18 protein-coding genes are annotated in these 24142 nt (G+C 63.2%); 5 read left to right on the top strand and 13 right to left on the bottom strand.

Annotated elements, in window-relative coordinates; translation table 11 throughout:
* Nucleotides 1-9: 9 nt before the first annotated feature.
* From QIW53_RS16795 to QIW53_RS16780, 4 genes are all read right to left on the bottom strand, one after another.
* Nucleotides 10-1455 (bottom strand): SulP family inorganic anion transporter, encoded by a 1446-nt coding sequence (locus QIW53_RS16795; protein ID WP_371050711.1) that lies wholly within the window; start codon nucleotides 1453-1455, stop codon nucleotides 10-12.
* A 238-nt stretch (nucleotides 1456-1693) separates the two neighbouring features.
* A complete protein-coding gene (locus tag QIW53_RS16790) occupies nucleotides 1694-2587 on the bottom strand; it encodes an NAD-dependent epimerase/dehydratase family protein (protein WP_371050710.1) in 894 nt (297 codons plus the stop codon).
* 103 nt (nucleotides 2588-2690) lie between these two features.
* Nucleotides 2691-3602, bottom strand: a complete 912-nt coding sequence (locus tag QIW53_RS16785) for a LysR family transcriptional regulator (protein WP_371050709.1) — start codon at nucleotides 3600-3602, stop codon at nucleotides 2691-2693.
* A 57-nt stretch (nucleotides 3603-3659) separates the two neighbouring features.
* Entirely contained in the window at nucleotides 3660-4250 is a 591-nt protein-coding gene (locus QIW53_RS16780) for an NAD(P)H-dependent oxidoreductase (protein ID WP_371050708.1), read from the bottom strand.
* Between the two features lie 162 nt (nucleotides 4251-4412).
* On the opposite strand from QIW53_RS16780, the gene QIW53_RS16775 reads away from it, so the two are divergent.
* On the top strand, nucleotides 4413-4727 hold the full coding sequence (locus QIW53_RS16775; RefSeq protein ID WP_371050706.1) for a putative quinol monooxygenase: 315 nt from the start codon (nucleotides 4413-4415) through the stop codon (nucleotides 4725-4727).
* Here the strand turns inward: QIW53_RS16775 and QIW53_RS16770 are convergent.
* A complete protein-coding gene (locus tag QIW53_RS16770; RefSeq protein WP_371050705.1) occupies nucleotides 4717-5481 on the bottom strand; it encodes a sulfite exporter TauE/SafE family protein in 765 nt (254 codons plus the stop codon). The genes QIW53_RS16775 and QIW53_RS16770 overlap by 11 nt on opposite strands.
* A 216-nt stretch (nucleotides 5482-5697) precedes the next feature.
* Here QIW53_RS16770 and QIW53_RS16765 point away from each other — a divergent pair, with 216 nt between their 5' ends.
* The 3 genes from QIW53_RS16765 to QIW53_RS16755 all read left to right on the top strand — a co-directional run bounded on the left by QIW53_RS16765 (nucleotide 5698) and on the right by QIW53_RS16755 (nucleotide 8585).
* Nucleotides 5698-6612, top strand: coding sequence for a LysR family transcriptional regulator (locus tag QIW53_RS16765; RefSeq protein WP_371050704.1), 915 nt, complete (start codon nucleotides 5698-5700; stop codon nucleotides 6610-6612).
* A 49-nt stretch (nucleotides 6613-6661) separates the two neighbouring features.
* Nucleotides 6662-8065 (top strand): amino acid permease, encoded by a 1404-nt coding sequence (locus QIW53_RS16760; protein ID WP_371050703.1) that lies wholly within the window; start codon nucleotides 6662-6664, stop codon nucleotides 8063-8065.
* A gap of 169 nt (nucleotides 8066-8234) precedes the next feature.
* Entirely contained in the window at nucleotides 8235-8585 is a 351-nt protein-coding gene (locus tag QIW53_RS16755; RefSeq protein WP_077048014.1) for a cupin domain-containing protein, read from the top strand.
* A 153-nt stretch (nucleotides 8586-8738) separates the two neighbouring features.
* Here the strand turns inward: QIW53_RS16755 and mmsB are convergent, their stop codons facing one another.
* Together mmsB and QIW53_RS16745 are read right to left on the bottom strand one after the other, a co-directional pair.
* Nucleotides 8739-9626 (bottom strand): 3-hydroxyisobutyrate dehydrogenase, encoded by an 888-nt coding sequence (gene mmsB, locus QIW53_RS16750; RefSeq protein WP_371050702.1) that lies wholly within the window; start codon nucleotides 9624-9626, stop codon nucleotides 8739-8741.
* Nucleotides 9627-9636: 10 nt separating this feature from the next.
* On the bottom strand, nucleotides 9637-11163 hold the full coding sequence (locus tag QIW53_RS16745; protein WP_371050701.1) for a CoA-acylating methylmalonate-semialdehyde dehydrogenase: 1527 nt from the start codon (nucleotides 11161-11163) through the stop codon (nucleotides 9637-9639).
* Nucleotides 11164-11311: 148 nt separating this feature from the next.
* On the opposite strand from QIW53_RS16745, the gene QIW53_RS16740 reads away from it, so the two are divergent.
* Nucleotides 11312-12259, top strand: coding sequence for a LysR family transcriptional regulator (locus QIW53_RS16740; protein ID WP_371050700.1), 948 nt, complete (start codon nucleotides 11312-11314; stop codon nucleotides 12257-12259).
* On the opposite strand, the gene QIW53_RS16735 is transcribed toward QIW53_RS16740, so the two are convergent.
* The 6 genes from QIW53_RS16735 to recC all read right to left on the bottom strand — a co-directional run bounded on the left by QIW53_RS16735 (nucleotide 12256) and on the right by recC (nucleotide 23963).
* Nucleotides 12256-12756 (bottom strand): OmpA family protein, encoded by a 501-nt coding sequence (locus tag QIW53_RS16735; RefSeq protein WP_371050699.1) that lies wholly within the window; start codon nucleotides 12754-12756, stop codon nucleotides 12256-12258. The two genes, QIW53_RS16740 and QIW53_RS16735, sit on opposite strands and share 4 nt — an antisense overlap.
* Nucleotides 12756-14024 carry a diguanylate cyclase domain-containing protein gene (locus tag QIW53_RS16730; protein ID WP_192309395.1) on the bottom strand — a complete coding sequence of 423 codons (1269 nt, stop codon included), beginning with the start codon at nucleotides 14022-14024 and terminating at the stop codon, nucleotides 12756-12758. The genes QIW53_RS16735 and QIW53_RS16730 overlap by 1 nt, the downstream gene beginning before the upstream one ends.
* Nucleotides 14021-14596: a YfiR family protein gene (locus tag QIW53_RS16725; protein ID WP_192309393.1), complete on the bottom strand. Its 576-nt coding sequence runs from the start codon at nucleotides 14594-14596 to the stop codon at nucleotides 14021-14023. The genes QIW53_RS16730 and QIW53_RS16725 overlap by 4 nt, the downstream gene beginning before the upstream one ends.
* A gap of 120 nt (nucleotides 14597-14716) precedes the next feature.
* Nucleotides 14717-16825, bottom strand: coding sequence for an exodeoxyribonuclease V subunit alpha (gene recD / locus QIW53_RS16720; protein WP_371050698.1), 2109 nt, complete (start codon nucleotides 16823-16825; stop codon nucleotides 14717-14719).
* Nucleotides 16822-20514 (bottom strand): exodeoxyribonuclease V subunit beta, encoded by a 3693-nt coding sequence (gene recB / locus QIW53_RS16715; RefSeq protein ID WP_371050697.1) that lies wholly within the window; start codon nucleotides 20512-20514, stop codon nucleotides 16822-16824. Before recB ends, recD begins: the two co-directional genes overlap by 4 nt.
* Nucleotides 20511-23963 (bottom strand): exodeoxyribonuclease V subunit gamma, encoded by a 3453-nt coding sequence (recC, locus tag QIW53_RS16710; protein WP_371050696.1) that lies wholly within the window; start codon nucleotides 23961-23963, stop codon nucleotides 20511-20513. The genes recB and recC overlap by 4 nt, the downstream gene beginning before the upstream one ends.
* Nucleotides 23964-24142: the final 179 nt, after the last annotated feature.

Genomic DNA, 24142 nt, shown 5'->3' with positions numbered 1-24142 from the left:
CAGGAATCATCAATCGTGACTCACCCGCGCCCGCTTGAGCAGCTTCTTGCAGCGCTCGGACAGATGCAGCACCCGCAGGTGCTTGCCGGCCTTGGCGTAGCGCTCGCGCAGGGTCTTGAGCGCGGCGATGGCCGAGTAGTCGACGAAGCTCAGGTGGCGGCAGTCGATCGTCACCACGGCCGGGTCGTTGGCGGGGTCGAACTGGTTGAGAAAGGGCGTGGTCGAGGCGAAGAACAGCGTGCCATGCAGCAGGTACAGCTTGCCGCCGTCGGCTTCGAGGTGACTGTCGGCGTACAACTCGCGCGCCTGCTGCCAGGCGAAATTGAGCGCGGCGATGATGATCCCGCAGAGCACGGCGGTGGCCAGATCGGTAAATACCGTGATCACGGTCACCGCGACGATCACCAGCACGTCATTCAGCGGCACCTTGTTCACCACCCGCAGCGAAGCCCAGGCGAAGGTCTGCTGCGACACCACGAACATCACCCCCACCAGCGCCGCCAATGGGATGCGTTCGATCAGCGGCGACAGGAACAGGATGAACAGCAGGATCAGCACGCCCGCCACCACGCCGGACAACCGGCCGCGACCGCCGGAGCTGAGGTTGATCACCGTCTGGCCGATCATTGCGCAGCCACCCATGCCGCCGAACACGCCGGAAACCATGTTCGCCGCCCCCAGCGCCACGCATTCGCGATCCGGGAAGCCGCGGGTCTCGGTAATTTCGTCGGTCAGGTTGAGGGTCAGCAGGGTTTCCAGCAGGCCCACCAATGCCATCAGGATCGCGTAAGGGACGATGATGCGCAGGGTGTCGAGCGTCCAGGGGATATCTGGCCATGCCAGCGTCGGCAAGCCGCCGGCGATGTGCGCCATGTCGCCCAGGGTGCGCGTCGGCAAGCCCAGCAGGTACACCGCCAGCCCGACGCCGAGAATCGCCACCAGCGCCGGCGGCACGGCACGGGTCAGGCGCGGCAACACATAGACGATCACCATGGTCAGCGCCACCAGCCCCGCCATCAGGTACAACGGCGTCCCGGTGAGCCACGCTTCACCGTCCTTGAAATGTTCGAGCTGGGCCAGCGCAATGATGATCGCCAGGCCGTTGACGAAGCCGAGCATCACCGGATGCGGCACCATCCGCACCAGCTTGCCCAGCCTCAACAGCCCGAACGCCAGCATGATCAAACCACCGAGCAGCACGGTGGCCAGTAAATACTGCACGCCGTGCTGCACCACCAGCGCGACGATCACCACCGCCATCGACCCGGCCGCGCCGGACACCATGCCCGGCCGACCGCCGAACAGCGCCGTCAGGGTGCAGATGATGAAGGCGCCGTACAGGCCCATCAGCGGGTTGAGATGGGCCACCAGCGCGAAGGCGATGCACTCGGGGAGCAAAGCGAAAGACGTGGTGAGGCCGGCCAGGACATCGGCGCGTAGATTTTTGGGTTTCATGGGGGGCCGCAGGCAAGTGTCACGAAAAGAATGTGCGGATGTTACGGGGTTGCGGGCAGCTCGGCCAGTTTCGGTGAGTTCAGGAATGCCATCGCGGGCAAGTCGAATCGTCGCACCGCCGCTCCCACAGGGATCGTTGGTGTGAATGCAAATTGATTAACACTGCAAAAACCTGTGGGAGCGGCGGTGCGACGATTCGACTTGCCCGCGATGAACGATGACGCGGTTTAAAGCGAACTCACACCATCTCGTCCCGAATCCACTCCACCACCGAAGTACGCTTCGGCACCCAGCCCAGCAACTCGCGCGCCTGCTTGCCACGCACCCGGCTGTTGGAGCCCAGGCCATAGTTGGCCATTTCGTAACCCCACTCGGCTTCGGCGTCTTTCAGCGGCCAGTCCTGGGGCTCGCCCAGATTCAAGGCCTGGGCAATCGCCGTGGTCATCTCGATGAACGACGCTTCACCGCTTTCCACGAAGTAGAAGGTGCCCGGTACGTTTTTCGTCAGCGCGAGCAGGTACAGCGCCACCACGTCTTCAATGTGCACGTTGGACCAGATATTTCGGCCGCTGCCGACATGGCGCACCACCCCGCTTTTGCGCGCCTGTTTCAGCAGGCGCGGCAGTTGCACGCTGTCGCGCTTGACGCCCAGGCTGTGGCCGTAGATCAGCGTGTTGCAGATCACTGCCGAGTTCACGCCGTCCTTCGCCGCCGCAAGGATCAGGTTGTCGATGGCGACCCGCGCCGCCTTGTCCGCCGTCGGTTCCGGCAGTGTGTCTTCGTAGTAGATCGCGTCGCCGGCCTGGCCACCCGACGCGTCACCGACAATGCTCGAACCGCTGGTGTGCAGGAACACTTTCTGCGAACCGCGCAGGGCGTCGAGCAAGGCTTGCACCGCGCCGCGATGATCGCTGCTGGCGGCGTTGATCACCGCGTCGGCCGCACGGGCCTGTTGCGCCAGGAGGGCGCTGTCGTCGAGGGTGCCGATCACCGGGGTGATGCCCAGGGCGCTCAGCTCGCTGGCCTGTTCGCTGCTGCGCACCAGACCGGTGACGCTGTGGCCGGCACGGATCAGGCCGGTGGCGATGGAACCGCCAATGAAACCGGCCGCGCCGGTGACGAAAACATTCATGGGGAATCTCCCTGCGTCAGTCATTGATGCCACCAGTATCCCGGCGACCTCACGGACGAAAAATCCCCATTGACCCAATTCAATCTTGCGCAGGGATCACGAATCAGTCCTTGAACTCCGAACTCGCATACAGGGCCAGCTTGCCCTGGATGAAATCCAGGAAACATTGAATGCGCAGGGCCAGTTGCGAGTTGCGGTAGTACACCGCGTTGATCGGCTGACGGTAGCCGCTGTTGAAATCCGCCAGCAGCACTTTCAGGCGCCCGGCGCGAATGTCGTCGATGGTCATGTAATGCGACAGGCTGGCAATGCCCTGGCCGTGGAGGGCCAGGTGGCGGATCGTCTCGCCACTGGAGGCGCCGAGCGCCGCCTGGATCGGCCAACGATCGCCATGCACATGACGTAATGGCCACTGGTTGAGGCCTTCGTTGTGGGTGAAGCCGAGCAACGCATGGCTGCTCAATTCCTCGACCACCAGGGGCGTGCCGTGTCGTTCAAGGTAAGCGGGGCTGGCGACGATGTGCAGCGGGCTGCAACCCAGTGAGCGGGCGTGCAGGGTCGAGTCGGCCAGGGTGCCGATGCGAATCGCGATGTCGGTGCTTTGTTCCAGCAGGTCAATGATCAGGTCATTGCTGTTGAGTTCCAGCTGGATGTCCGGGTACCGCGTTCGGAATTCGTCGATGTGCGGCACGATGGCGTGCAGCATGAAGGGCGAGGCGGCGTTGATGCGCAAACGCCCGGACGGGGTTTGCTGACGCGAGGACAGGCGATCTTCGAGCTCGTCCATCTGATCGAGAATCAGCTTGGCGTGTTCGAAGAAATACTTGCCCTCCTCGGTCAAGTCCATGCGCCGCGTGGTGCGGTTGATCAGGGTGGTGTCGAGCTTGGCCTCCAGCCGCGACAGCGTGCGGCTGACCGCTGAAGGCGTTTGCCCGACCTGCTCGGCCGCCGCCGAAATCGACCCGCACTCAATCACGCAGACGAAAATCTGCAACTCATCGGATCTGGCTTTCACAAAGGCCCCTCACTCAAGACTGGCTTGATAGTAGCTGGATGAGGGGCAAAAGGAACCTCAAGCCTTGAGATCGAACACCTCGGCCAGATGCTGCTCGTAACGTGCGATATCGCCCTCGATGTTCGGACGCTTCATCACGTCGACGCTCAGAAAGGTCGGCAGGCCGGTCATGCCCAGGAACTGGTTGGCCTTGTGGAACGGGAAGTACACGGCGTCCACGCCCTTGCCTTCGAAAAAGTCGGTCGGGTCGTCGAACGCCTGCTGTGGCGCGTTCCAGGTCAGCGACAACATGTATTGCTTGCCCTGCACCAGGCCACCGCTGCCGTACTTCTGCGAAGCGTCGGAACGGGTGCGGCCATCGCTGGCGTAAAGGCTGCCGTGGCCTTCGGTGAACACTTCATCGACGTACTTTTTCACGGTCCACGGCGCGCCCATCCACCAGCCCGGCATCTGATAGATGATCACGTCGGCCCAGAGGAATTTGGCCACTTCTTCGGCAACGTCGTAGCCTTCGTCGATGAAGGTGGTCTTCACGTCGAAGCCACCGCGATCCAGCACGCTCAGTGCCGTTTCATGCAAGGTGGCGTTGTAGCGGCCATCGGAGTGAGCGAATTTCTTGCCACCATTGAGCAACAGGACTTTTTTCATGGGTTCTCTCGAAAGGGTCAAAAATCGGATGGCGGCAGATTAGCGACCCGGCTCGCGCGGACCAAGCCGTGATCGCACAAAACTCATTTGACCAATACGCACGAATTCATGATTGATTGTTGCCATAAACTCTTGGCCATTCTAAGCCTGAGGAGATGTTTGATGAGTGGACGCCAGGGTTTCATCCTGCACGCCAAGACCCGCCCGGAAAAATCCGACGCCTTTGAAGCGTTCTTCCGCAGCTACGTGGAGGCCAGCCGCGCCGAGCCCGGCTGCATCGAGTACCACATGCTGCGCGATCAGCAGGACCCGACGCTGTTTATCTTCTTCGAGGTCTGGGAAACCCAGGCACACCTCGATGTGCACTCGAACCTGCCGCACATGAAGCAGTTTCTGGAACACCGTGAGGCGTACCTGGAGCGGGATTTCGAAATCCGCGCCATCGACATGCTCAGCCCGTCGTCCGCTACCCGCTGATCAGCAGGTGGGCACCGAGGCAACCCAGACCGATGAAAAATACCCGTTTGAACAACGGGGCGCTGATCCGCTGACGCAGCCACTGGCCCAGCCACATGCCCAGCACCGCCGGAATCAGCGCCAGCATTGACGCACTCAACTCGCCCCCGCCCAACGCGTCGCGCCACAACAGGCCGGCGGCGAGGGCGAGGGTCGAGACAGTGAACGACAGGCCCAGCGCCTGCACCAGCTCATCCTTGTTCAAGCCCAGTGCCTGCAGATACGGCACCGCCGGAATCACGAACACGCCGGTGGCCGAGGTGATCACGCCGGTCAGCACGCCGCACAGCGGACCGAGCCAGCGTTCGGCACCAGCACCGACGCGAAGGGTCGGCAGAAACAGACCGCTCAGCGCATAAAGCAGCAGCGCCGCCCCCAACCCGCGCACCACCCAATGCCCACCGGCCATGCCAATCCATAAGGTGCCCGCCCCCGTGCCGATGAAGATCGCCAGCAGCATCGGCCACAGCCGTTTCACCAGCCCGCGCAGATGCCCACCAAAGGCCAGTTGCCAGACGTTGGTCAACGTCGCGGGAATGATCAACAGCGCCGCAGCCTGCGACGGTGCCATAGCCAGGCCGAGCAAGCCCATGGCGATGGTGGGCAGTCCGAGGCCAATCACGCCCTTGATCATGCCGGCCACCAGAAAAGTGGCGATGACCAGCAGCGACAGGGCCAGCCCGAGGTTTTGGTAGTACGCGAGGAGTGTGTTCATGGTGCCTATCCTGAGCCTGGATGAGCGCGGTGGAAATCTGCCATATACTGAGGGTGGCTCTTGCTGTGGCAGAGGCTGAATAATTGAGTAGCAGCACTGGCCCCATCGCGGGCAAGCCCGCTCCTACAGGGTTTCCAGTGGTAATCGAATTGCAGTCCCACAAAAGATGCCCGCGATGAGGGCCGAACAGACAACACACCTCCAAAGGCTGCAACCATGCACTTCGACCTCACCGACCTGCGCCTCTACCTCAACATCCTCGACACCGGCAACATCACCGCCGGTGCCGCGCGCAGCCATTTGTCCCTGGCGGCGGCGAGCGCGCGGATCCGCGCCATGGAAGCCTCGCTGGGCATCGATTTTCTCCAGCGCGGCCGGCGCGGTGTCACGCCCACGCCGGCGGGAAAAGCCCTGGCGCACCACGCACGGCTTTTGCTGCAACACGCCGAGCGCATGCAACAGGACCTGGCCGAGTACGCCAAAGGCGTCAAAGGCCAGGTACGCCTGCTGTGCAACACCACGGCGATCACCGAGCACCTGCCGGAAGTGCTGGCCGACTTCCTCTGCCAGCACCCCAACCTCGACATCGACCTGCAGGAAATGCCCAGCCTGCGCATCGTTCACGCACTGCGCCAGGGGGCAGCGGACCTGGGCATCGTCTCCGACGCCGTGGACACCCATGGCCTGGTGACCCAGCCGTTTCGCGATGATCCTCTGGTGCTGATCATGCCGCCCGACCATCCCTTGGCGAACGCGCCCGCCCCTGCGTTCGGCGACGCCCTGCCCTACGACTTCGTGGGCCTGGGCGCCAACAGCGCGCTGGCGGTGTACCTCGAAGAACAGGCGCTGCACGCGGGGGCGCGCCTGTCGATCCGTATCCGTGCGGAAGGCTTTGACGGGGTGATGCGCATGGTCGCGCGCGGTGCCGGCCTGGCCATCGTGCCGCAGGTGGCGATCCAGCGACGGGGCACCGGGCTGCCCTTCAAGTGCGTGGCCCTGAAGGAAGACTGGGCGCAACGCAGACTGCTGCTCTGCGCCCGTTCGTTCGATGGCCTGCCCGGTTATGCGAAAGCCTTGCTGGTGGCGTTGCGCAGCGCCGGAACGGTATTACAAACAAGCGACCAGGCGTAATATCTGCGCTTTGAAAAATCAGGCCTGGCCATCACCACAAGGGAACGCAATGGCGGACGACATCTTGCAACAGCCCACGCTCAAGCGCGGGTTGAAAAATCGCCACATTCAATTGATCGCATTGGGCGGTGCGATTGGCACGGGGCTGTTCCTGGGCTCCGCCGGCGTGCTCAAGTCTGCCGGGCCGTCGATGATCCTCGGCTACGCGATTGCCGGTTTCATCGCGTTCCTGATCATGCGCCAACTGGGTGAGATGATTGTCGAGGAACCGGTGGCCGGCTCGTTCAGCCACTTCGCGCACAATTACTGGGGCGGTTTTGCCGGTTTCCTGTCCGGCTGGAACTACTGGGTGCTATACGTGCTGGTGGGCATGGCCGAACTGACGGCGGTCGGCAAATACATACAGTTCTGGTGGCCGGAGGTGCCGACCTGGGTCAGCGCGGCGGCGTTCTTCGTGCTGGTCAACCTGATCAACTGCCTGAACGTCAAAGTCTTCGGCGAGATGGAATTCTGGTTCGCCATCATCAAGGTCGTGGCCATCATCGGCATGATCGCCCTGGGCTGCTACATGCTGTTCAGCGGCACCGGCGGCCCGCAAGCGTCGGTGAGCAACCTGTGGAGCCACAGCGGGTTCTTCCCCAACGGCACCAACGGCTTGCTGATGGCGATGGCCTTCATCATGTTCTCCTTCGGTGGCCTGGAACTGGTCGGCATCACTGCGGCCGAGGCCAGCGAACCGAGGAAAGTCATTCCCAAGGCCATCAACCAGGTGGTCTACCGGGTACTGATCTTCTACGTCGGCGCACTCACCGTGCTGCTGTCGCTGTACCCGTGGGACCAACTGTTGGAAACACTGGGCGCCTCGGGCGATGCCTACAGCGGCAGCCCGTTCGTTCAGATCTTCGCCCTGATCGGCAGCGACACCGCCGCGCAGATCCTCAACTTCGTGGTGCTCACTGCCGCGCTCTCGGTCTACAACAGCGGCGTGTACTGCAACAGCCGCATGCTCTACGGCCTGGCCGAGCAAGGCGATGCCCCCAAGGTGCTGATGAAGCTGAACAAGCAAGGCGTGCCGCTGCTGGCACTGGGCGTGTCGGCGCTGATCACCCTGCTGGCCGTGGTGGTCAATTACCTCGCACCGCATGAAGCGCTGGAATTGCTGTTCGCCCTGGTGGTGGCCTCGTTGATGATCAACTGGGCGCTGATCAGCCTGACCCACCTGAAATTCCGCAAGGCCATGACCCAGCGCGGCGTGGTGCCGGGCTTCAAGGCCTTCTGGTCGCCGTACACCAATTACCTGTGCCTGGCGTTCATGGCGGTGATCATCTGGGTCATCTGGATGATTCCGCCAGTCCGTGCCTCGGTGTACGCCATGCCGGTGTGGGTGCTGCTGATCTACGCTTGCTACCGGTTGCGCATCGCCCGGCAGCGAAACCTGCCGGTCACCCAGTAACCCTGTAAAACAAAGCCCCGGCACTCCCTGAATGCCGGGGCTTTTTTGTGGCGGTATTCCTGTGGGAGTGCGCGTTTCTGGACACCTCGATGTCGAGCACAGACAACTCGGAGCGGGCCAAGCGGGTCAGGATGCGTCCTCAGCTTCCCCACCCCTGTCCGGAGTCATCATGACCGCCAACGCACCGATTACCGTTCTTCGCGACACTCACCCGCTGCCCGTGCTCGACGCCTGCAAATGGGAAAAACTCGAAGGCGATCCGCACACCGTCAACCTCAACGCCTACACCAGCGAAGACGGCAGCAAGATCATGGGCACCTGGATCTGCACACCGGGCAAGTGGTACGTGGAATATGTGAAGTGGGAATACTGCGACTTTCGCGAGGGTTACTGCATCATCACCCCGGAAGGCAAAGAGCCGATCCATCTGCGTGCCGGTGATATTTTCGTCATCGAGCCGGGGATGAAAGGCACCTGGGAAGTGGTCGAAACCGTGCGCAAGTATTTCGTGTTTGCCTGAAGGCAAAAAAACCGGGGAATCACCCGACGTGATTTCCCGGTAAATGCAGATGCTGGAACCTGTGGGAGCGGGCTTGCTCGCGAAGAGGGAGTGTCAGTCACTATCAACATCGACTGAAAAACCACTTCGCGAGCAAGCCCGCTCCCACAGTTTTTACTGCGGTTTGCGATAACCATTGATGATCGCCGAGAAGTCCTTGCCACCCTCCCCGCGCTGGCTCATCGCCTGGTACAACTGCTGGGCCACCGCACCGAGCACCACCGGCTGGTGCGCCTGACGCGCCGCTTCCGTGGCCAGTCCCAGGTCCTTGAGCATCAGCTCGGCACCAAAACCACCGGTGTAGCCGCGCGAGGCCGGTGCCGTTTCGACGACGCCCGGCCACGGGTTGTACATCTCCGAACTCCAGCAACGCCCGGTGGAACTGTTGATGATGCCGGCCAGCACGCCGGTGTCGATCCCCAACGCATCCCCCAGCGCCATGGCTTCACTGACGCCGACCATGGAAATCCCCAGCAGCAGGTTGTTGCAGATCTTGGCGATCTGCCCGGTGCCGACTTCGCCGCAATGCACGATGTTGCGGCCCATCTGCGCCAGTACCGGTTGCAGGGTGGCGAACAGCTCCGGCGTGGCGCCGACCATGAAGGTCAGCGTCCCCGCCGCTGCCCCGCCCGTACCGCCGGAGACCGGCGCGTCGGCCATGGCGACGCCCTGTCTGACTGCGGCCGCCGCCACATCACGCGCCGTCTGCGGGTCGATGGTGCTGCAATCCACTGCCGGCACGCCTTGGCCGATCCCGGCCAGCACCCCATCCTCACCGAGCCACACGCTGCGTACATGCACGGCGGCCGGCAGCATGGTGACCACCAGTTCCGCGCCTTGCGCCGCTTCGCGAGCCGTCGCGCTGATGCTGCCGCCCAGTTGTTCAAGCTCGGCCAGCACCGTCTTGTTCAGGTCCACCAAACGCAGCGAATGGCCGGCCTTGATCAGGTTGCGCGCCATCGGCGCACCCATGTTGCCCAGACCGATAAAAGCAATCTTCATGTCCGGCTCCTCAACGCAGGTTGATGGTGGTGTTTACGCCGTCATTGACGCTGTCGTCATCGAACCAGCGACTGGTGACGGTCTTGGTCTGAGTGTAGAACTGCACCACTTGCTTGCCATACGGGCCGAGGTCGCCGAGCTTGGAACCGCGCGAACCGGTGAAGCTGAAGAACGGCACCGGCACCGGGATCGGGATGTTGATGCCGACCTGGCCGACGTCGATTTCCGCCTGGAACTTGCGCGCCGCCGCACCGCTCTGGGTGAACAGGCCAGTGCCGTTACCGAACGGGTTGGCGTTGACCAGGGCGATGGCCTGGTCAAGGGTGTCGACTTCCAGCACCACCAGCACCGGGCCGAAGATTTCCTGAGTGTAGATCTGCATGTCGGTGGTCACCCCGGAGAACAGGGTCGGGCCCACGAAGTTGCCCTGCTCGTAACCGGGAACGGAGATGTCGCGGCCGTCCAGCTCCAGCTTGGCGCCTTCCTTGATGCCGCTCTCGATCAGGTCGAGAATCCGCGCCTTGGCCTTTTTCGAGATCACCGGCCCGACGTCGGTGCCAGGCTCACTGCCGGCATTGACCTTGAGTTTCTGCGCAAGGGCCTTGAGGTCTGGCAGCCATTGCTTCGACGCACCGACCAGCACCACCACCGAGGTGGCCATGCAGCGTTGCCCGGCGGCACCGAAACCGGCGCCCACCAGCGCATTCAGCGCTTGTTCGCGATTGGCGTCCGGCAGCACCACGGCGTGGTTCTTCGCGCCCATCATCGACTGCACGCGCTTGCCATGCTTGCCGGCCAGGTCATAGACGTGCGTGCCGACCGCCGTCGAGCCGACGAAGGAAACGGCCTTGATGTCCTTGTGGGTGCAGAGCGCATCCACCACGTCCTTGCCACCGTGAACCACGTTGAGCACACCGGCCGGAACACCGGCCTCGATGGCCAGTTCCACCAGCAGCATGGTCGACAGCGGATCCTGTTCCGACGGCTTGAGCACGAAGGTGTTGCCGCAGGCAATGGCCATCGGGAACATCCACAGCGGAATCATCGCCGGGAAGTTGAACGGGGTGATGCCGGCGCACACGCCGATGGGCTGGCGCAGGGTGTAGGTGTCGACGCCGCCGGCGACGTTTTCGGCGAACTCGCCCATCTGCAGCGTGCCGATGGAGCAGGCGTGCTCGACCACTTCCAGGCCCCGGAAAATATCGCCTTCAGCGTCGGCGATGGTTTTGCCCTGTTCGTTGCTGAGCACCACGGCAATGCGCTTGGAGTGCTCGCGAATCAGCGCCTGGAGCTTGAGCATGATGCGCATGCGTGCGCCGATGGGCGTCAGCTTCCAGGTCTGGAACGCGCGCTGGGCGGCGCTGATGGCGGCGTCGACTTCCTGCGCGGTGGCAAAGGGTACCTTGGCCAGCACTTGCTGGGTCGCCGGGTTGACGATGTCGTGCCACTCGGTGGACTGCGACTCGACCCACTCGCCGTCGATCAACAGCTTGACCTTGTGCACCGTGGTTTCATTGGGCGTGAGCGATACGTTCATGCTGGTCTCCGAAGATTGTTCTTATTGGGGAGCCAAGGCGAGAAAGTCGCCTTGAGATGAGGCGTGTGCCGCGATGTGGTGATCGGACTGTTTCTGGAGTATAGATGTGCAAACTTCTAATAAGAACGCACATAAAAGCCGGTCCATCATGCAAAAAAACATCACATCACTGGGGTCGCTGAACTGGGATGACCTCAAGTTTTTTCTCGAAGTCGCCCGCACCCGCAAGGCCAGCACCGCTGCCAAGCGCCTGGCGGTGGACTACACCACCGTGTCGCGGCGCATCAGTTCGCTGGAAACGGCGCTGGGCACCCTGCTGTTCGAGAAATCCCGGACCAGCGGCTTCGTCCTGACCGCCGAAGGCCAGCGCCTGCTCGCCTACGCCGAGTCCATCGAGAGCACGCTGCACATGGCCTGCGAGCAGGTTTCAGGCTCTGGCGTGGCGTTGTCCGGCCATGTGCGCATGGGCTGCACCGAAGGTTTCGGCAGCTTTTTCATCACCCCGCAGCTGAGCCACTTCGTCGACGCCTACCCGGCGATCTCCGTGGACATCCTGCCGCTGCCGCACTTCATCAGCCTGTCCAAGCGCGAAGCCGACATCGTCATCGCCCTGGAGCGCCCCGAGCACGGGCCGTACGTGTGCTGCAAGCTGTGCGACTACAAACTGCAGCTGTACGCCACCCAGGATTACCTGGACAAACACCCGCCCATCCGCCGCCCGGCCGACCTGGGCAAGCATTCATTCATCAGTTACGTGGATGACCTGGCGTTCAGCTCCGAGCTGCTGTACCTGGCCAATGTATTGCCCAACGCCAGCGCCAACCTGCGCAGCACCAGCGTCATCGCCCAGTTCGTTGCCGCGCAGCAGGGACGCTCGCTGGCGATCCTGCCGTGCTTCCTCGCCGCCCAGGACCCGCGCCTGCTGCCGGTGTTGCCGCAGGAGATCAACATCACCCGGCAATTCTGGATGTACTGCCGCGAGGACCTGCGCAAGCTCAAGCGGATCACGTTGTTGTGGGATTACATCCGCGAGGTGACGGAGCGCAACCAGGGGTTATTGATGGGCGAACATCGAGAGATGGCGTTCGCCGACTAATCCGCACTCACCACAATCGACACCCGACGATTCTCGGTCCGGCCGGCGGCGGTGTCGTTGGTGGCCACCGGCTGGCTGGCGCCCAGGCCGCGGAGCTGGATGTTCTGTTCTTGCATGCCGATGGCAGTCAGCACCTTGGCCACGCTTTTCGCCCGGCGCACGGACAGTTGCTGGTTGTAGGCTTCCTTGCCCGACGCGTCGGTGTGACCGTCGATCCGCACGCGCTCAATGCCGACACCCAACAACGCCTTGCCGATGCGCTCGACGATTTCGGTGCTCTGCGGATTCAGGCTTTCGACATCACTGCCAAACAACACCTTGCCGGACAAACCGAACGCCCAGCCCTCGTCGGTCAATTCGAAACCTTGTTGCTTGAGCACCGCCACCTGGGCGGCAGTCAGGCCTTTTTGCGGGGCGGTCTGGCAGCCGGTGAGGGCCATGACGGCGATGAACACAATGAGGGCAAAAAACCGCTGGGGAAGTGAAAACACGAACATTAGCTCCTGGTTTGAACGTCGGCGACAGGGTGCTCCGACCCTGACGTGTGCTGTGCGCCTCGGGCGAGGCGTTTGGCCTGGTACATGGCGGCATCGGCCGCGTCGAGCAACGCCCCTGGCGTCACTCCATGATCGGGGTACACGGCGATGCCGATACTGAGGGACGTCAACACCTGCGTAGTGCCTGGCAATGCAATCGGCATTTCCATGCTCTCGAGGATCTTGTCGGCGATGCGCTCGGCGTCTTCGGTCTTGTGCAGCGGTGTCAGCAGGACGGCAAACTCATCGCCGCCCAGACGCGCCACCAGGTCGTCCTCGCGCAGTTGCGCGCGCACCCGATTGGCCACGGCCACCAGCACCGCATCGCCGGCGGCGTGGCCGAAGTTATCGTTGATCTCCTTGAACCGGTCGCTGTCGAGAAACAGCACCGCCACCCGCTCATTGAGTTTGTTTCCGTTGCGCAGGGCACGCATCAGCCGGCCCTCGAAAAACGCCCGGTTCGGCAACCCGGTGAGGCTGTCGTGGCTGGCCTGGTGGGCCAGGGTCTCGTTCTCGTTTTGCAGGTGGGTCTGCCAGTTTTCCAGCTCATCGAGCAGGGCATTGAAGTCGTTGCCGAGGTTGTCGAGCTCGGCGATGGCGGCGGGAGGCACACGCCGGTCGAATGCCCGTTCGCTGCGTGCGGCGTGCGCCACCGAAGCCAGGCTGCGCAACGGGCCGGTGATCCCGCGAAGTTGCCGCCGCGCCAGGTACAGCGCCACCCAGGCGCTGACAGCCGTGCACAGCACGATACCCGCCAGGCCGCTGAGCAGGAAACGCATCAGGCTGCCACCGTAGCCAGTGAGTTGAATGCTGCCGACTTCGTGATCCTGATGGACGATCGGCAGGCGAATCGGTTTTTCCAGGAACACCTTGGCGATCTGCATTTCAAGGTCGGAAAAAAAACCGCTCTCCGGGCGCTGCCATCGCGCCAACAACCGACCTTGGGCATCCAGCACCTGGGCATCGGCCACTTCCTCGGTGGACGCGATCAAGGCCAGGGCTTCGGTGGCCGCCGGTTTGTCGTTGAACACCACCGCCGCTTCCACGGTGTAGTTGATCGAGCGCGCGATCAAATGCAGGTTGTGATCGGCATAGACCCGCAGGGCGAGGACACCCAGCAGTGTCAGCGAAATGCTGGCCATGGCCACCGCCACCAAGGCAACGATCAAATGACCGCGGCCGATGACCGAATGCAAGGTCGGGCGATGGCCCGCTGTGGACTGAGTCATGGCGCCGCCGACTTGCGACGCGAGAGTTGCAGCACGCTGGGATGAATGCGCACGCCGCTGCGGGCGACGGAATCCAGATTGACTTCGAAGGACACCTGCTCATCGCCAACCCGCAGGCAAAACAGACTGCCAACGGTGCAGGGGTCATCGCTTTCGCTGATGCTCAGCACCGGGCGACCTGTCACCGAGGCGAACAGGCGGCTGCGCTCCTCACCGGTGAGTTTGCCGATGTACAGCGCATCGCACTCACTGACGATAGACGGGTTGTCGGCGAGCAAGCGGCGCACGGTCACGGGCCGGCCAGTGGCCTGGGTCGTGCCTTTGACCAGGTCGTCGGTGTACTCGGTCGGACCGACGATGCACAAGCGCAGTTGGGTCGGCTCGACCGGCCAACGGGCATAACTGAGGATGCCGAGGACCACTTGCGTAACCGAGTGGGCGCGTTGATCGGCCATGCCGGGCGGGGTTTGCGCTTGCGCGAAAACCAGGCCACTGAACCCATAGAGAAAACCCGCGAACACGATTTTCTTGCAGCCAACGATGCGCCCTGTCGTCCTGACAGCCACCTTCATGCAGGGATTCTCTTCGCTTGTAACGGGATAATGCCGCAACGATAGCACAGCCCCGAAACACCCGCGAGGCCGCACCAGCCGGGGGTTACAGCCATTTTTTTGGCGCCGGAACGGCGACCCTTACGCCCCGGACAGCGCGTCCTCTTCCAGCGCCAGCATCAAGCCGCTCAAACGCTTGACCTTGCGCCGTACCGCTTCCTCGAACACGCCAACGCGCGGCTCGATCAAGGTGAACCAGTGCTTGGCCCGGGTGATGCCGGTATAGATCAGCTCCTTGGTCAGCACCGGGTTCAGGGCGTCCGGCAGAATCAGTGCGGTGTGGGCAAATTCCGAGCCCTGGGATTTGTGCACGGTCATGGCGTACACGGTTTCCACGTCATTCAACCGGCTCGGCAGGACAAAGCGCACGCCGCCCTGACCATCGTTGCGCGGGAAAGCCACGCGCAGCACCTGACGCCCCGCATCCGGACCCTCGCCCTCCGGCACCTTGAGCGCAATGCCGATGTCGCCGTTCATCAAGCCCAGCCCGTAATCGTTGCGCGTCATCAGCACGGGCCGGCCTTCGTACCATTGCTGATTGCTGTCGATCAGCCGGGCCTTGAGCAGTGCGTCGGTGACCCGCTGGTTCAGGCCCTCCACGCCCCAGGGGCCCTTGCGCACGGCGCACAATAACTGGAATGCATCAAAGGCTTGCAGCACCTCGCGCGCCCAATCGGTCCAGCGGCCCTCGTCGAGACGGCTGTCCAGCGCGGGCCGACGCTCACGCAACAGGCTCAGGTAATGCCGATACCCTTGCGGACCCTCGCCGTGGCCGTCGAGCAACAAACGCTCCAGCGCCCGATCCTGTTCACCTTTGAGCGGCAGGCAGAACACATCCTCGTGGCTACGCGCCGCCAACAGCTTACGCGCCTCTTCGGGTTGCTGCTGGTTGACGCGGCGCGCCAGCAGGCCAATCCCGCTGCCCTCGCCGAACCGGCGTGAGTGACGCAGCATCACCACCTGCTGCGCCAGCGGGTGAGTGCCGTGCGTATCTGCCTGCAAGCCACTGGCTTGCAGTTGTTCGCCACTGACCGCCTGCAGCCATTGCTGCGTCTGCGGACTGTACCAACCGGCCTCGGCGTCGCGGCACAGGTCACCCAGCACGGCGCCGGCTTCCACCGACGCCAGTTGATCCTTGTCACCCAGCAGCACCAGCCGGGCATGGGCCGGCATCGCGTCGAGCAGATTGGCCATCATCTCCAGGTCGATCATCGAGGCTTCGTCCACCACCAGCACATCCAGCGGCAGGCGATTACCGGCGTGGTGGCGGAAATGCCGGGTGCCGGGACGGCTGCCGAGCAGGCGGTGCACGGTGGTGACGTCCGAAGGGATTTTCTCGCGCACGGCGTTGGCGACCGTCAGCGAGCGAACCTGCTGGCTGATGGATTCTGTCAGTCGTGCCGCCGCTTTGCCGGTGGGCGCGGCGAGACGGATGCGCAAGGGCTTGCCGGCCTCCACCGCCGGCGCCTGGAGCAAGGCCAGCAGGCGCACGACAGTGGTGGTCTTGCCCGTCCCCGGCCCGCCGGTGACGATGCTGAAAGCGCTGCGGGTGGCCAGGGCACAGGCGAGTTTCTGCCAGTCGATCGGCTCACCGGGGCGAGCCGGGCCGAACAGACCGGTCAGCCGTTGCGGCAGATCGTCCGGGGTCGATTCATGTTCCGCCAGGCGCATTTGCAGCGCGTTATCGATGCGTCGCTCGTACGCCCAATAGCGTCGCAGGTACAGGCGTTTTGCCGACAACACCAACGGTCGTTGCTGCGCCGCTGCACTGTCGTCGACCGCCAGCGCCACCAGTTTGCTGCTGGCCAGCACCTTGCACCAATGGGCGCCGTCCACGGTTTCCAGCAACTGCGAAGGCAGCAGCATCGCGCCACTCTGCAGATCGCCCTCGGGAGGCAATGACAAGGCGAAGTCCGGTTCCTTGAGCGTTTCGAACAGGTCCAGGCACACGTGACCATGGCCCAGTTGGTGGCTGGTCAACGCCGCCGCCAACAACACCAGTGGGTCATCGTCCGGTGCCAGTTCATGCAGGAAGGCGACAAAAGCCTTGTCCAGCGCGCGCAACCAGCCGCGCTCGACCCAGCGGGTGAGCAACAGCATCAGGTCATCGCTGCGGCTCAACGGCGCCAGGTTCGCCAGGCTTTGCGCTGCCAGTGGCGTGGGCAGCAGGTCGGCGAAGGTGCGGCTCATAGCAATTCTCCCTGCTCCCAGGCCGGTTCGGCCCTGGGTTGCGGTTTACCCTGGAACAACCGGTCCAGACGCTCGATCAAGTCTTTGGGTGGCCGGGCGAAATACACGCCCTGGGAAGCAGCCCGGGTGCCCCGCAGGAACAGATACAGCGCACCGCCGACGTGCCGGTCGTAATCGTAATCGGCAAGCCGCGCCTTGAGCTGGCGATGCAGGGCCAGCAGGTACAACACGTATTGCAGGTCGTAGCGGTTGTCCAGGATCGACTGTTCCATGGCCTGCTCGGTGTAAGCCAGGTCATCGACGCCCAGCCAGTTGGACTTGTAGTCGGCGACGTAATAACGACCGTCGTGTTCGAACGTCAGGTCGATGAAACCCTTGAACATGCCGTTGAGCATCACCGGTTCGGCGGCAACTCGGGCCACGCCGTTGTGGGTGTATTCACGCACCAGTTCATCGAGCTTGAGCACATCGACCTTGTGGCTGGCGAACCAGAATTCCATCTCGACCCGGTAGTGCTGCAACTGCGCCAGGGTCACCGGCGGCCGACCGGAACCGGCGGGGATTGGCAGCCTGAGCAAGTGCTGCAACCAATCGCTCAATGTGCTGATCCAGCCTTCCCAGCCACGGCGGTTGCAGCGCCGGGCAATCGCATCTTCCACGGCCTTCGGCGTGGCAGCGAAACCTTCGTCACCGGCCCATTCGAGCAAGCCATGGAGGAAGGTGCCGGGATTCGGACCACGGGGGAACCGATGGATATCGGCACCGCCGGCCACCACTTCGCGGGGGGCTTCGGGGTCCAGGCGCTCGTCGTCGAACAGCTTTTGCGCCTGCGGGTTTTCCGGGGCTTCGTCGCTGCCGACACTCAGGCTGTCGCCAATGCGCAGGGCGCTGTAGGAAGCAATCCACCAGTTCTCGCTGGCCTTGCGCCGGGGCGTCAGGGCCGCGAGCAATGTCGCTCGGTTTTGCGGCGGCTGGTAATGCTGGTCGGTGCTGGCCGGCATCTCGCCGCAGTGCAGCGCTGGACAGTCCTGCTGCAGCTCTTGCAGCCAGCGCGTCAGTCCTGGCGACTCCGTCAGGGCAGCACCGCCGCCCAGCAGGTAACCCAACGCTGAAAGGTGCAAGACAGAGGCGCTGTTGTTGCCGCGTTTGAGGTCCGCGACCCCGAGCCAGCAGGCATGCTGGGCCCGGGTCAGGGCGACGTAGAGCAAACGCAGGTCCTCGGCCAGCCGCTCATCGTCCGCCAGGGCGATCAGCTCCGGCGTCGGCGTCATGGTCACCTGGGCATTGCCGTTTTCATCGTGGTAATGCAGCGGCAGACGGCTGCCGTCCACCGGTTTTGCCGAACACACGAAAGGCAGGAACACCAACGGATATTCCAGGCCCTTGGACTTGTGAATGGTCACGACCTTGACCAGTTGCTCGTCGCTCTCCAGCCGCAGGATCTGTTCCTCCCCCGCTTGACCGGACAACGCCAGGTGCTCGGCCAGATGACGGATCAGCGCCTGCTCGCCATCGAGCTCGGCGGCGGCCTGTTGCAGCAACTCGGACAGGTGCAGCAGGTTGGTCAGCACACGCTCGCCGTCATTGCGCGTGATCAATGCCTGGGGCAGCTGGAAGTCGTGCAGCAACCGTCGCAGCATCGGCAACACCCCCTGCTTGCGCCAGAGCTCGCGGTAACCCCGGAACTGCATGACCCGCGACTCCCAGGCCAGTTCATCCTGATTCAAGCGCTCAAGCTTGGCCAGCGACAGGTTGAGGGTGATGCTGGCCAGCGCGGCACGCAGCGGGCGCTCGACATCCGGCTCGGCGCAGGCCTTGAGCCAGGTCAGCAGGTCATGGGCTTCCTGGGCGGCGAACACCGAGTCCTTGTCGGACAGATAGACGCTGCGCACACCTCGCGAAGAGAGCTCGGCACGCACGGCCTGAGCCTCTTTGCCGTCGCGTACCAGAATCGCGATATCTGCCGGCAACAGGCCTTTGAAATCCTTGCCTTGCTGAGCGAAACCGACCTGGCCCTGTTGTCCGCCGTTGAGCAACGCGGTGATCTGACTGGCACAGGTGGCAGCCAGTTGCTGGCGGTAAACCGCGCCGGACAACGGCTGATCGGCCGACAGCTGCCAGATGTTCAACGCAGGCACCACCTGGCCCGCGATGCTGAACGTCTCCTTGCGGCCCTGGGACTCGACCGCCAGAAACGGCACCGGGTTCTCGCCCGAGCTTTCGCGGAACAGAAATGCGCCCCGCCCGGCGTCCCGTGATTCGGCGCGGGCAAACACATGGTTGACCGCACCGACCATGCCATGACTGGAGCGGAAGTTGGTGCCCAGGGTGTGCAGCCGGCCAGTGGTGGCCTGGCGGGCGCGAAGGTAGGTGTAGATGTCGGCGCCCCGAAAGGCGTAGATCGCCTGCTTGGGATCGCCGATCAGGAACAGGCCGCTTTCGGGGTTATTGGCTTCGATGCGATAGATGCTTTCGAAGATCCGGTACTGCACCGGATCGGTGTCCTGGAATTCGTCGATCAACGCCACCGGGAACTGTTCGCGGATCAGGGTCGCCAGGCGTTCGCCGCCCTCGGCTTGCAGCGCCGCGTCGAGGCGCAGCAGCATGTCGTCAAAGCCCATTTCCGCGCGACGACGCTTCTCGGCTTCGAACCGTGTACTCACCCACTGGGCGGCGTGTTGCAGGACAGCCGCATCGGGGGTTGGCAATGCGTCGAGACGGGCCTTGAGACCGGCCATGGCATCCAGCCCCGGATGGGTGGGCACCTCGCCCTTCTTCCACGCCTCGGCCATGCCGTCGGGCGTCAGCCGGCTGAAACCGGTGCCGATGTCCAGTTGCTCGAGCGACTCGTCTTCGGCCCAGGCTTTGAGCTTCTCGAACCAGGGTTCGAAGTAGCGCGGCTGCATCTTGCGACCGTCGACCTGTTTGCTCGCGACGCCCTCATGGCAGATGGCGAGCAATTCGTCCGACCACTGACCCCAGGGCTGTTTCAGGTCGATCAGGGCGGCACGGCGTTCCTGCAGGCACTCGATGATCAGTTCGGAGGGTTCCTGGCCTTGCTCTTTGTTGCGCGCGCTGGCGAACAAACCCCGGACTCGCGACAACAGGGCCGCAGGCCCGCCCCAATGGACCCGCACCCAGTCCAGCGCATCGCCCTGCATTGGGTAGCAGAACAGGCGCCAGTAATCGCGCAGGACCTCACCCAGCAAATCGCTGTGATCGGTTTCCAGGGTCTGGGTGAACAGGCTGCCGCTGTCGAAGGCGTGCTCGCGCAGCATCCGCTGACACCAACTGTGAATGGTCGAGACCGCTGCTTCGTCCATCCACTGTGCGGCGATGTCCAGGCGGTTGGCGCAGCCGGGCCATTGCTCCGGCAGGTACTCATCGCGCAACTGCGCAATGAGGGCATCGGGCGCCGGTGTTTCATCACGGAAAAACCGTGCGGCCTCCGCCAGGCGCGTTCGAATCCGCTCGCGCAACTCCTTGGTCGCGGCGTCGGTGAAGGTCACGACGAGGATCTGCGGCGGCAACAGCTCACGCCCGAAGCCACTCGCGTCGCCGCCGTGACCGAGGACCAGACGCAGGTACAGCGCGGAAATGGTGAAGGTCTTGCCGGTGCCGGCGCTGGCTTCGATCAGTTGGCTGCCGCGCAAGGGGAAGGCCAGGGCCAGCGGTGTTTTCGCCGTCATGCGCGGGCCTCCTCACCGGTCACTGAACGCCAGGAAGCGTCCACGATGGGTTTGTACAAAGCGTTGCACCAATCAGGGAAGGTCTCGTCGCCGATCAAGGCGTCGTAGCCAGCGAACTGCCGGGCAAGCGCAGGGCTTTCGCGACGCTCGCCGTCAGTGGTCAGGCCATCGCCCTCATAGGCCTTGCGGGCAGCGGCGTCAGCCTTCGCCGGATCGGTCTGGCCGAGCCAGGCAAACGCCGTCTTCACCGCAACCGGCAGGGGCTGGCGCATGCCCGTCTGCCAGGCCTGCAACAGGTCGCCCAACATGCGCGAGGCGGCCTCCTCTTCCAGCGGAGCCAACAGCAGACTGTCGTCGCTGGCCACCAACGCGGTGGTCAGCGCCAAACCACTGGCGCAGGCCACCAGGTGATTGACCCAAGGGCGAATGAGCCGGTGCCACTTGCGCGCCTTGATCGAGCCGATGCTGTTGGGAATGGTGGTCACCGAGAGCAATCCGCCGTCCGCGCGTTGGTGCAGGCTGCTGAGCCAGCCTTCCAGGCGCACACCCTGAAACTCCAGACTGATCGGCAACGCACTGTCGAGCGGCGTCGGCCACAACGCCAGAAGTTGCTGATAGCGTTGCAACAGATCGGGTAGCGGCTCGATCAACTCACGTTGCAGGTGTTCGCCGAACCCCGCCATGGGCAGCAGTCCGCTGTTTTGCAAACGCTTGGCCTGGGACACCAATACCTCATCGGCCAGATCGATCCGCACCAGCGCGGCGCCGAGCAGAGCATCGCTGAGGCTGTAGCGTTGCAGCGCGTCGAGCACAAAGGGTTCTTCATCGGCCAACGGCACTTCGGCGGCTTCAAAGAACACTTTCAGGCGCTGGCTGAAGAAATGCCGCACGGGGTTGCGCAGGAAATCCTGCAACTGGCCCAGGCTCAACGGTTCCTCCTGCACGTAGGGCGGCAGGAGGGCGGTGTCGCTGGCCGGCTCACGGGTTTGATGCAGCGCCTGCCATTCACTGGCGTAACTGAACAGCTCATCGCCCTCATGAAAGTAACGCGCGCTGAACGGTTGCAACGGATGCTCCTGGGTCATGGCCTCGAGCAGGTCTTCGTCGACAGCCTGCAATCGCCAGCCGCTGGCGAGATGGTCACGCAGTTGCCCGATCAATACCGATGCGGGGCGCTCGCTGTTGTCGCGAATACTGCGCCCGACCCAGCTGACGTAGAGTTGATCACGGGCCGAGAGCAGGGCTTCGAGCAGCAGGTAGCGGTCGTCTTCGCGGCGTGAGCGGTCGCCGGGACGGTAGTCACTGCCCATCAGGTCGAAGTCCAGCGGCGGTTGCGCGCGCGGATAATCGCCATCGTTCATGCCCAGCAGACACACCAGTTTGAACGGGATCGCCCGCATCGGCATCAAGGTGCAGAAGTTCACCGCACCGGCGAGAAAGCGCTGGGACAGACGCCCCTGATCGAGGCCGGCGAGCCAGGCCTCACGGACAACGGTCAACGGCAGATCATCCTGCAGGCCGACCGATTCACAGGTCTCCAGCCAGGTTTCGCGCAGCTCTTCGAGCTGGGCCAGCAGGTAGTCATCATGTTCATTGCTGGCCTGGAAAAACAATTGCACCAGCGCTTGCAGGCGCTGGCCCCATTGCTGTGGGGGAGCCGGTTCAGAGAGTTCGCGGTGCGCAATCTCCAACGCATCGAGCAATGCCACCAGCGGGCCAATCAGCGCGGCGTCCAACCCGCCGATTTCGTCATACGGCTCGATACCTTCGCAAGCATCGCCGCTGCCCACGGCATAGCCGAGCAGCATCCGTCGCAGGCCGAAGCGCCAACTGTTTTGCTCCAGCGCCTGCGGCAAGCCCAGGCCGGCACGTTGCCCGGCATTCATGCCCCAGCGGATACCCGCCCCTTCGATCCAGCGGTGCAGGGTTGGCAGGTCACGCTCCTCGACACCGAAGCGGGCACGCAGCGCCGGAACATCCAGCAGGTCGAGAATCTCGCTGACGGGGAATCGACTGTCGGGCAGCTTGAGCAGGTGTTCGACCGCGATCAGCAACGGATCGCGACCGCGCTGGCCCTGGTCGGCGAGGGTGAAGGGGATGAAGCGCGATTCATTGCGCTCGAGCTGACCAAAGACGGCACGGATATGCGGTGCGTAGCTGTCGATGTCAGGGACCATCACGATGATGTCGCGAGGTTTCAGGTCAGGGTCGGCACTGAAGCGCGCGAGCAACTGATCGTGGAGGATTTCCACTTCACGCTGGGCGCTGTGGGCGATGTGAAAACGGATCGACTGATCCTGCGTCAGATCGACCGCTGGCCAGCGTTCACGCGTTTCATTGAGGGGACGCAATTCGAGGATGTCGTCCTGCAGTTGATTGAGCATGTTCAAGGGGAGGCTGTCACTGAACAGATCGATGCGCCCATCGCGAAACGCCGAGCGATAACTGTTGGGGTCGTCGTAGCTGTCGAGCAGATTGATGTAGTCCCGCCCCTGCTTGCCCCAGGCGGCCAATAGTGGATGAGCATGCTGATGCAGGGTCTGCGAATCGAGCACCACCGGCATGCCGCTCTTGCGAGCCTGACGCTTGTATTGGTGGCGCAACAGGTCCTTGTCGGCAACGATATCCGCCCAGTGGTGGCGGCACGGGTTATGAACACACAGCAACACCTGGCTGAATCGGGCCAGGCCGGCCAAGGCTTCCAACGCCTGGGCAGGCAGAGACGAAATCCCGAACACGATCACCCGCGAAGGCAATCCAGCAGGAGCAACGTCAAGGCTGTTGATACGCTCGATAAAACGCTGGTGAACCCCGGCTCGGCTTTGCGCCATCCCCTGCTCTCCCACATCCAGCAGCAGTGCCCGCCATAATTCGGCTTGCCAGCAATTGGCCTCGGTCAGCGGTTTGGCCTCCCCCCTGACGTTGCGTAGCTGGTGACGACCTTCCGCCCAATCTTCCAGCCAGTCAGCTCGGTAGACCTGATACTGGTCGAACAGGTCAGCCAGTCGCTCGGCCAGTTGGTAGCGTTTGCGCAGATCGCTGTCATCGGTGAGGAAGCGTTGCAGCGGCTCGAAATGCGCCTGGTCGATCAACTGCGGCAGCAGGCGCATCAGGCGCCAGGTCAGGGGTGCTTTATCGAGCAGGGACTTGACGGGAATTTCATCGCGGCCGAGGACCATGCGATAGAGCTGCCACATGAAGCTACCCGGCAGCTGCACGTCGATCGCTGCGGCAATACCGCAACCACCCATATCGTCTTCTTCCGGGTCTTCAGCCAATGCCAGCTTGAGCCACTGGGCAATGCCGTTGCTCTGCACCAGGGCGATTTCGTTTTCCAGGGGAGCCAATGGGTAGCGCCGCATCCAACTGACTACCAGGCTACGCAACTCGTCCAGGCGGTTGCCATGAACCACCATAAAACCAGCACTGAGGGACGTTGCGTCCGGCATAAAGGCTTCCTTGGAAAATACAAAAGCTAGGCGCGAACCTTAGCACTGTCGGCAGACCGTGACAGCCGCAAGCCTCGTGGTTTGTCGCTGATCAGACTTTTCCTGCGCGCAAAAACAAAACCCCTACCTGCATACGCAGATAGGGGTTTCGGAATTTAATCTTGACGATGACCTACTCT

Origin of the sequence: Pseudomonas fluorescens (genome assembly GCF_041354075.1) — a bacterium.
Classification (GTDB): domain Bacteria; phylum Pseudomonadota; class Gammaproteobacteria; order Pseudomonadales; family Pseudomonadaceae; genus Aquipseudomonas; species Aquipseudomonas fluorescens_CE.
This window is presented reverse-complemented; position numbering and strand designations above follow the sequence as displayed.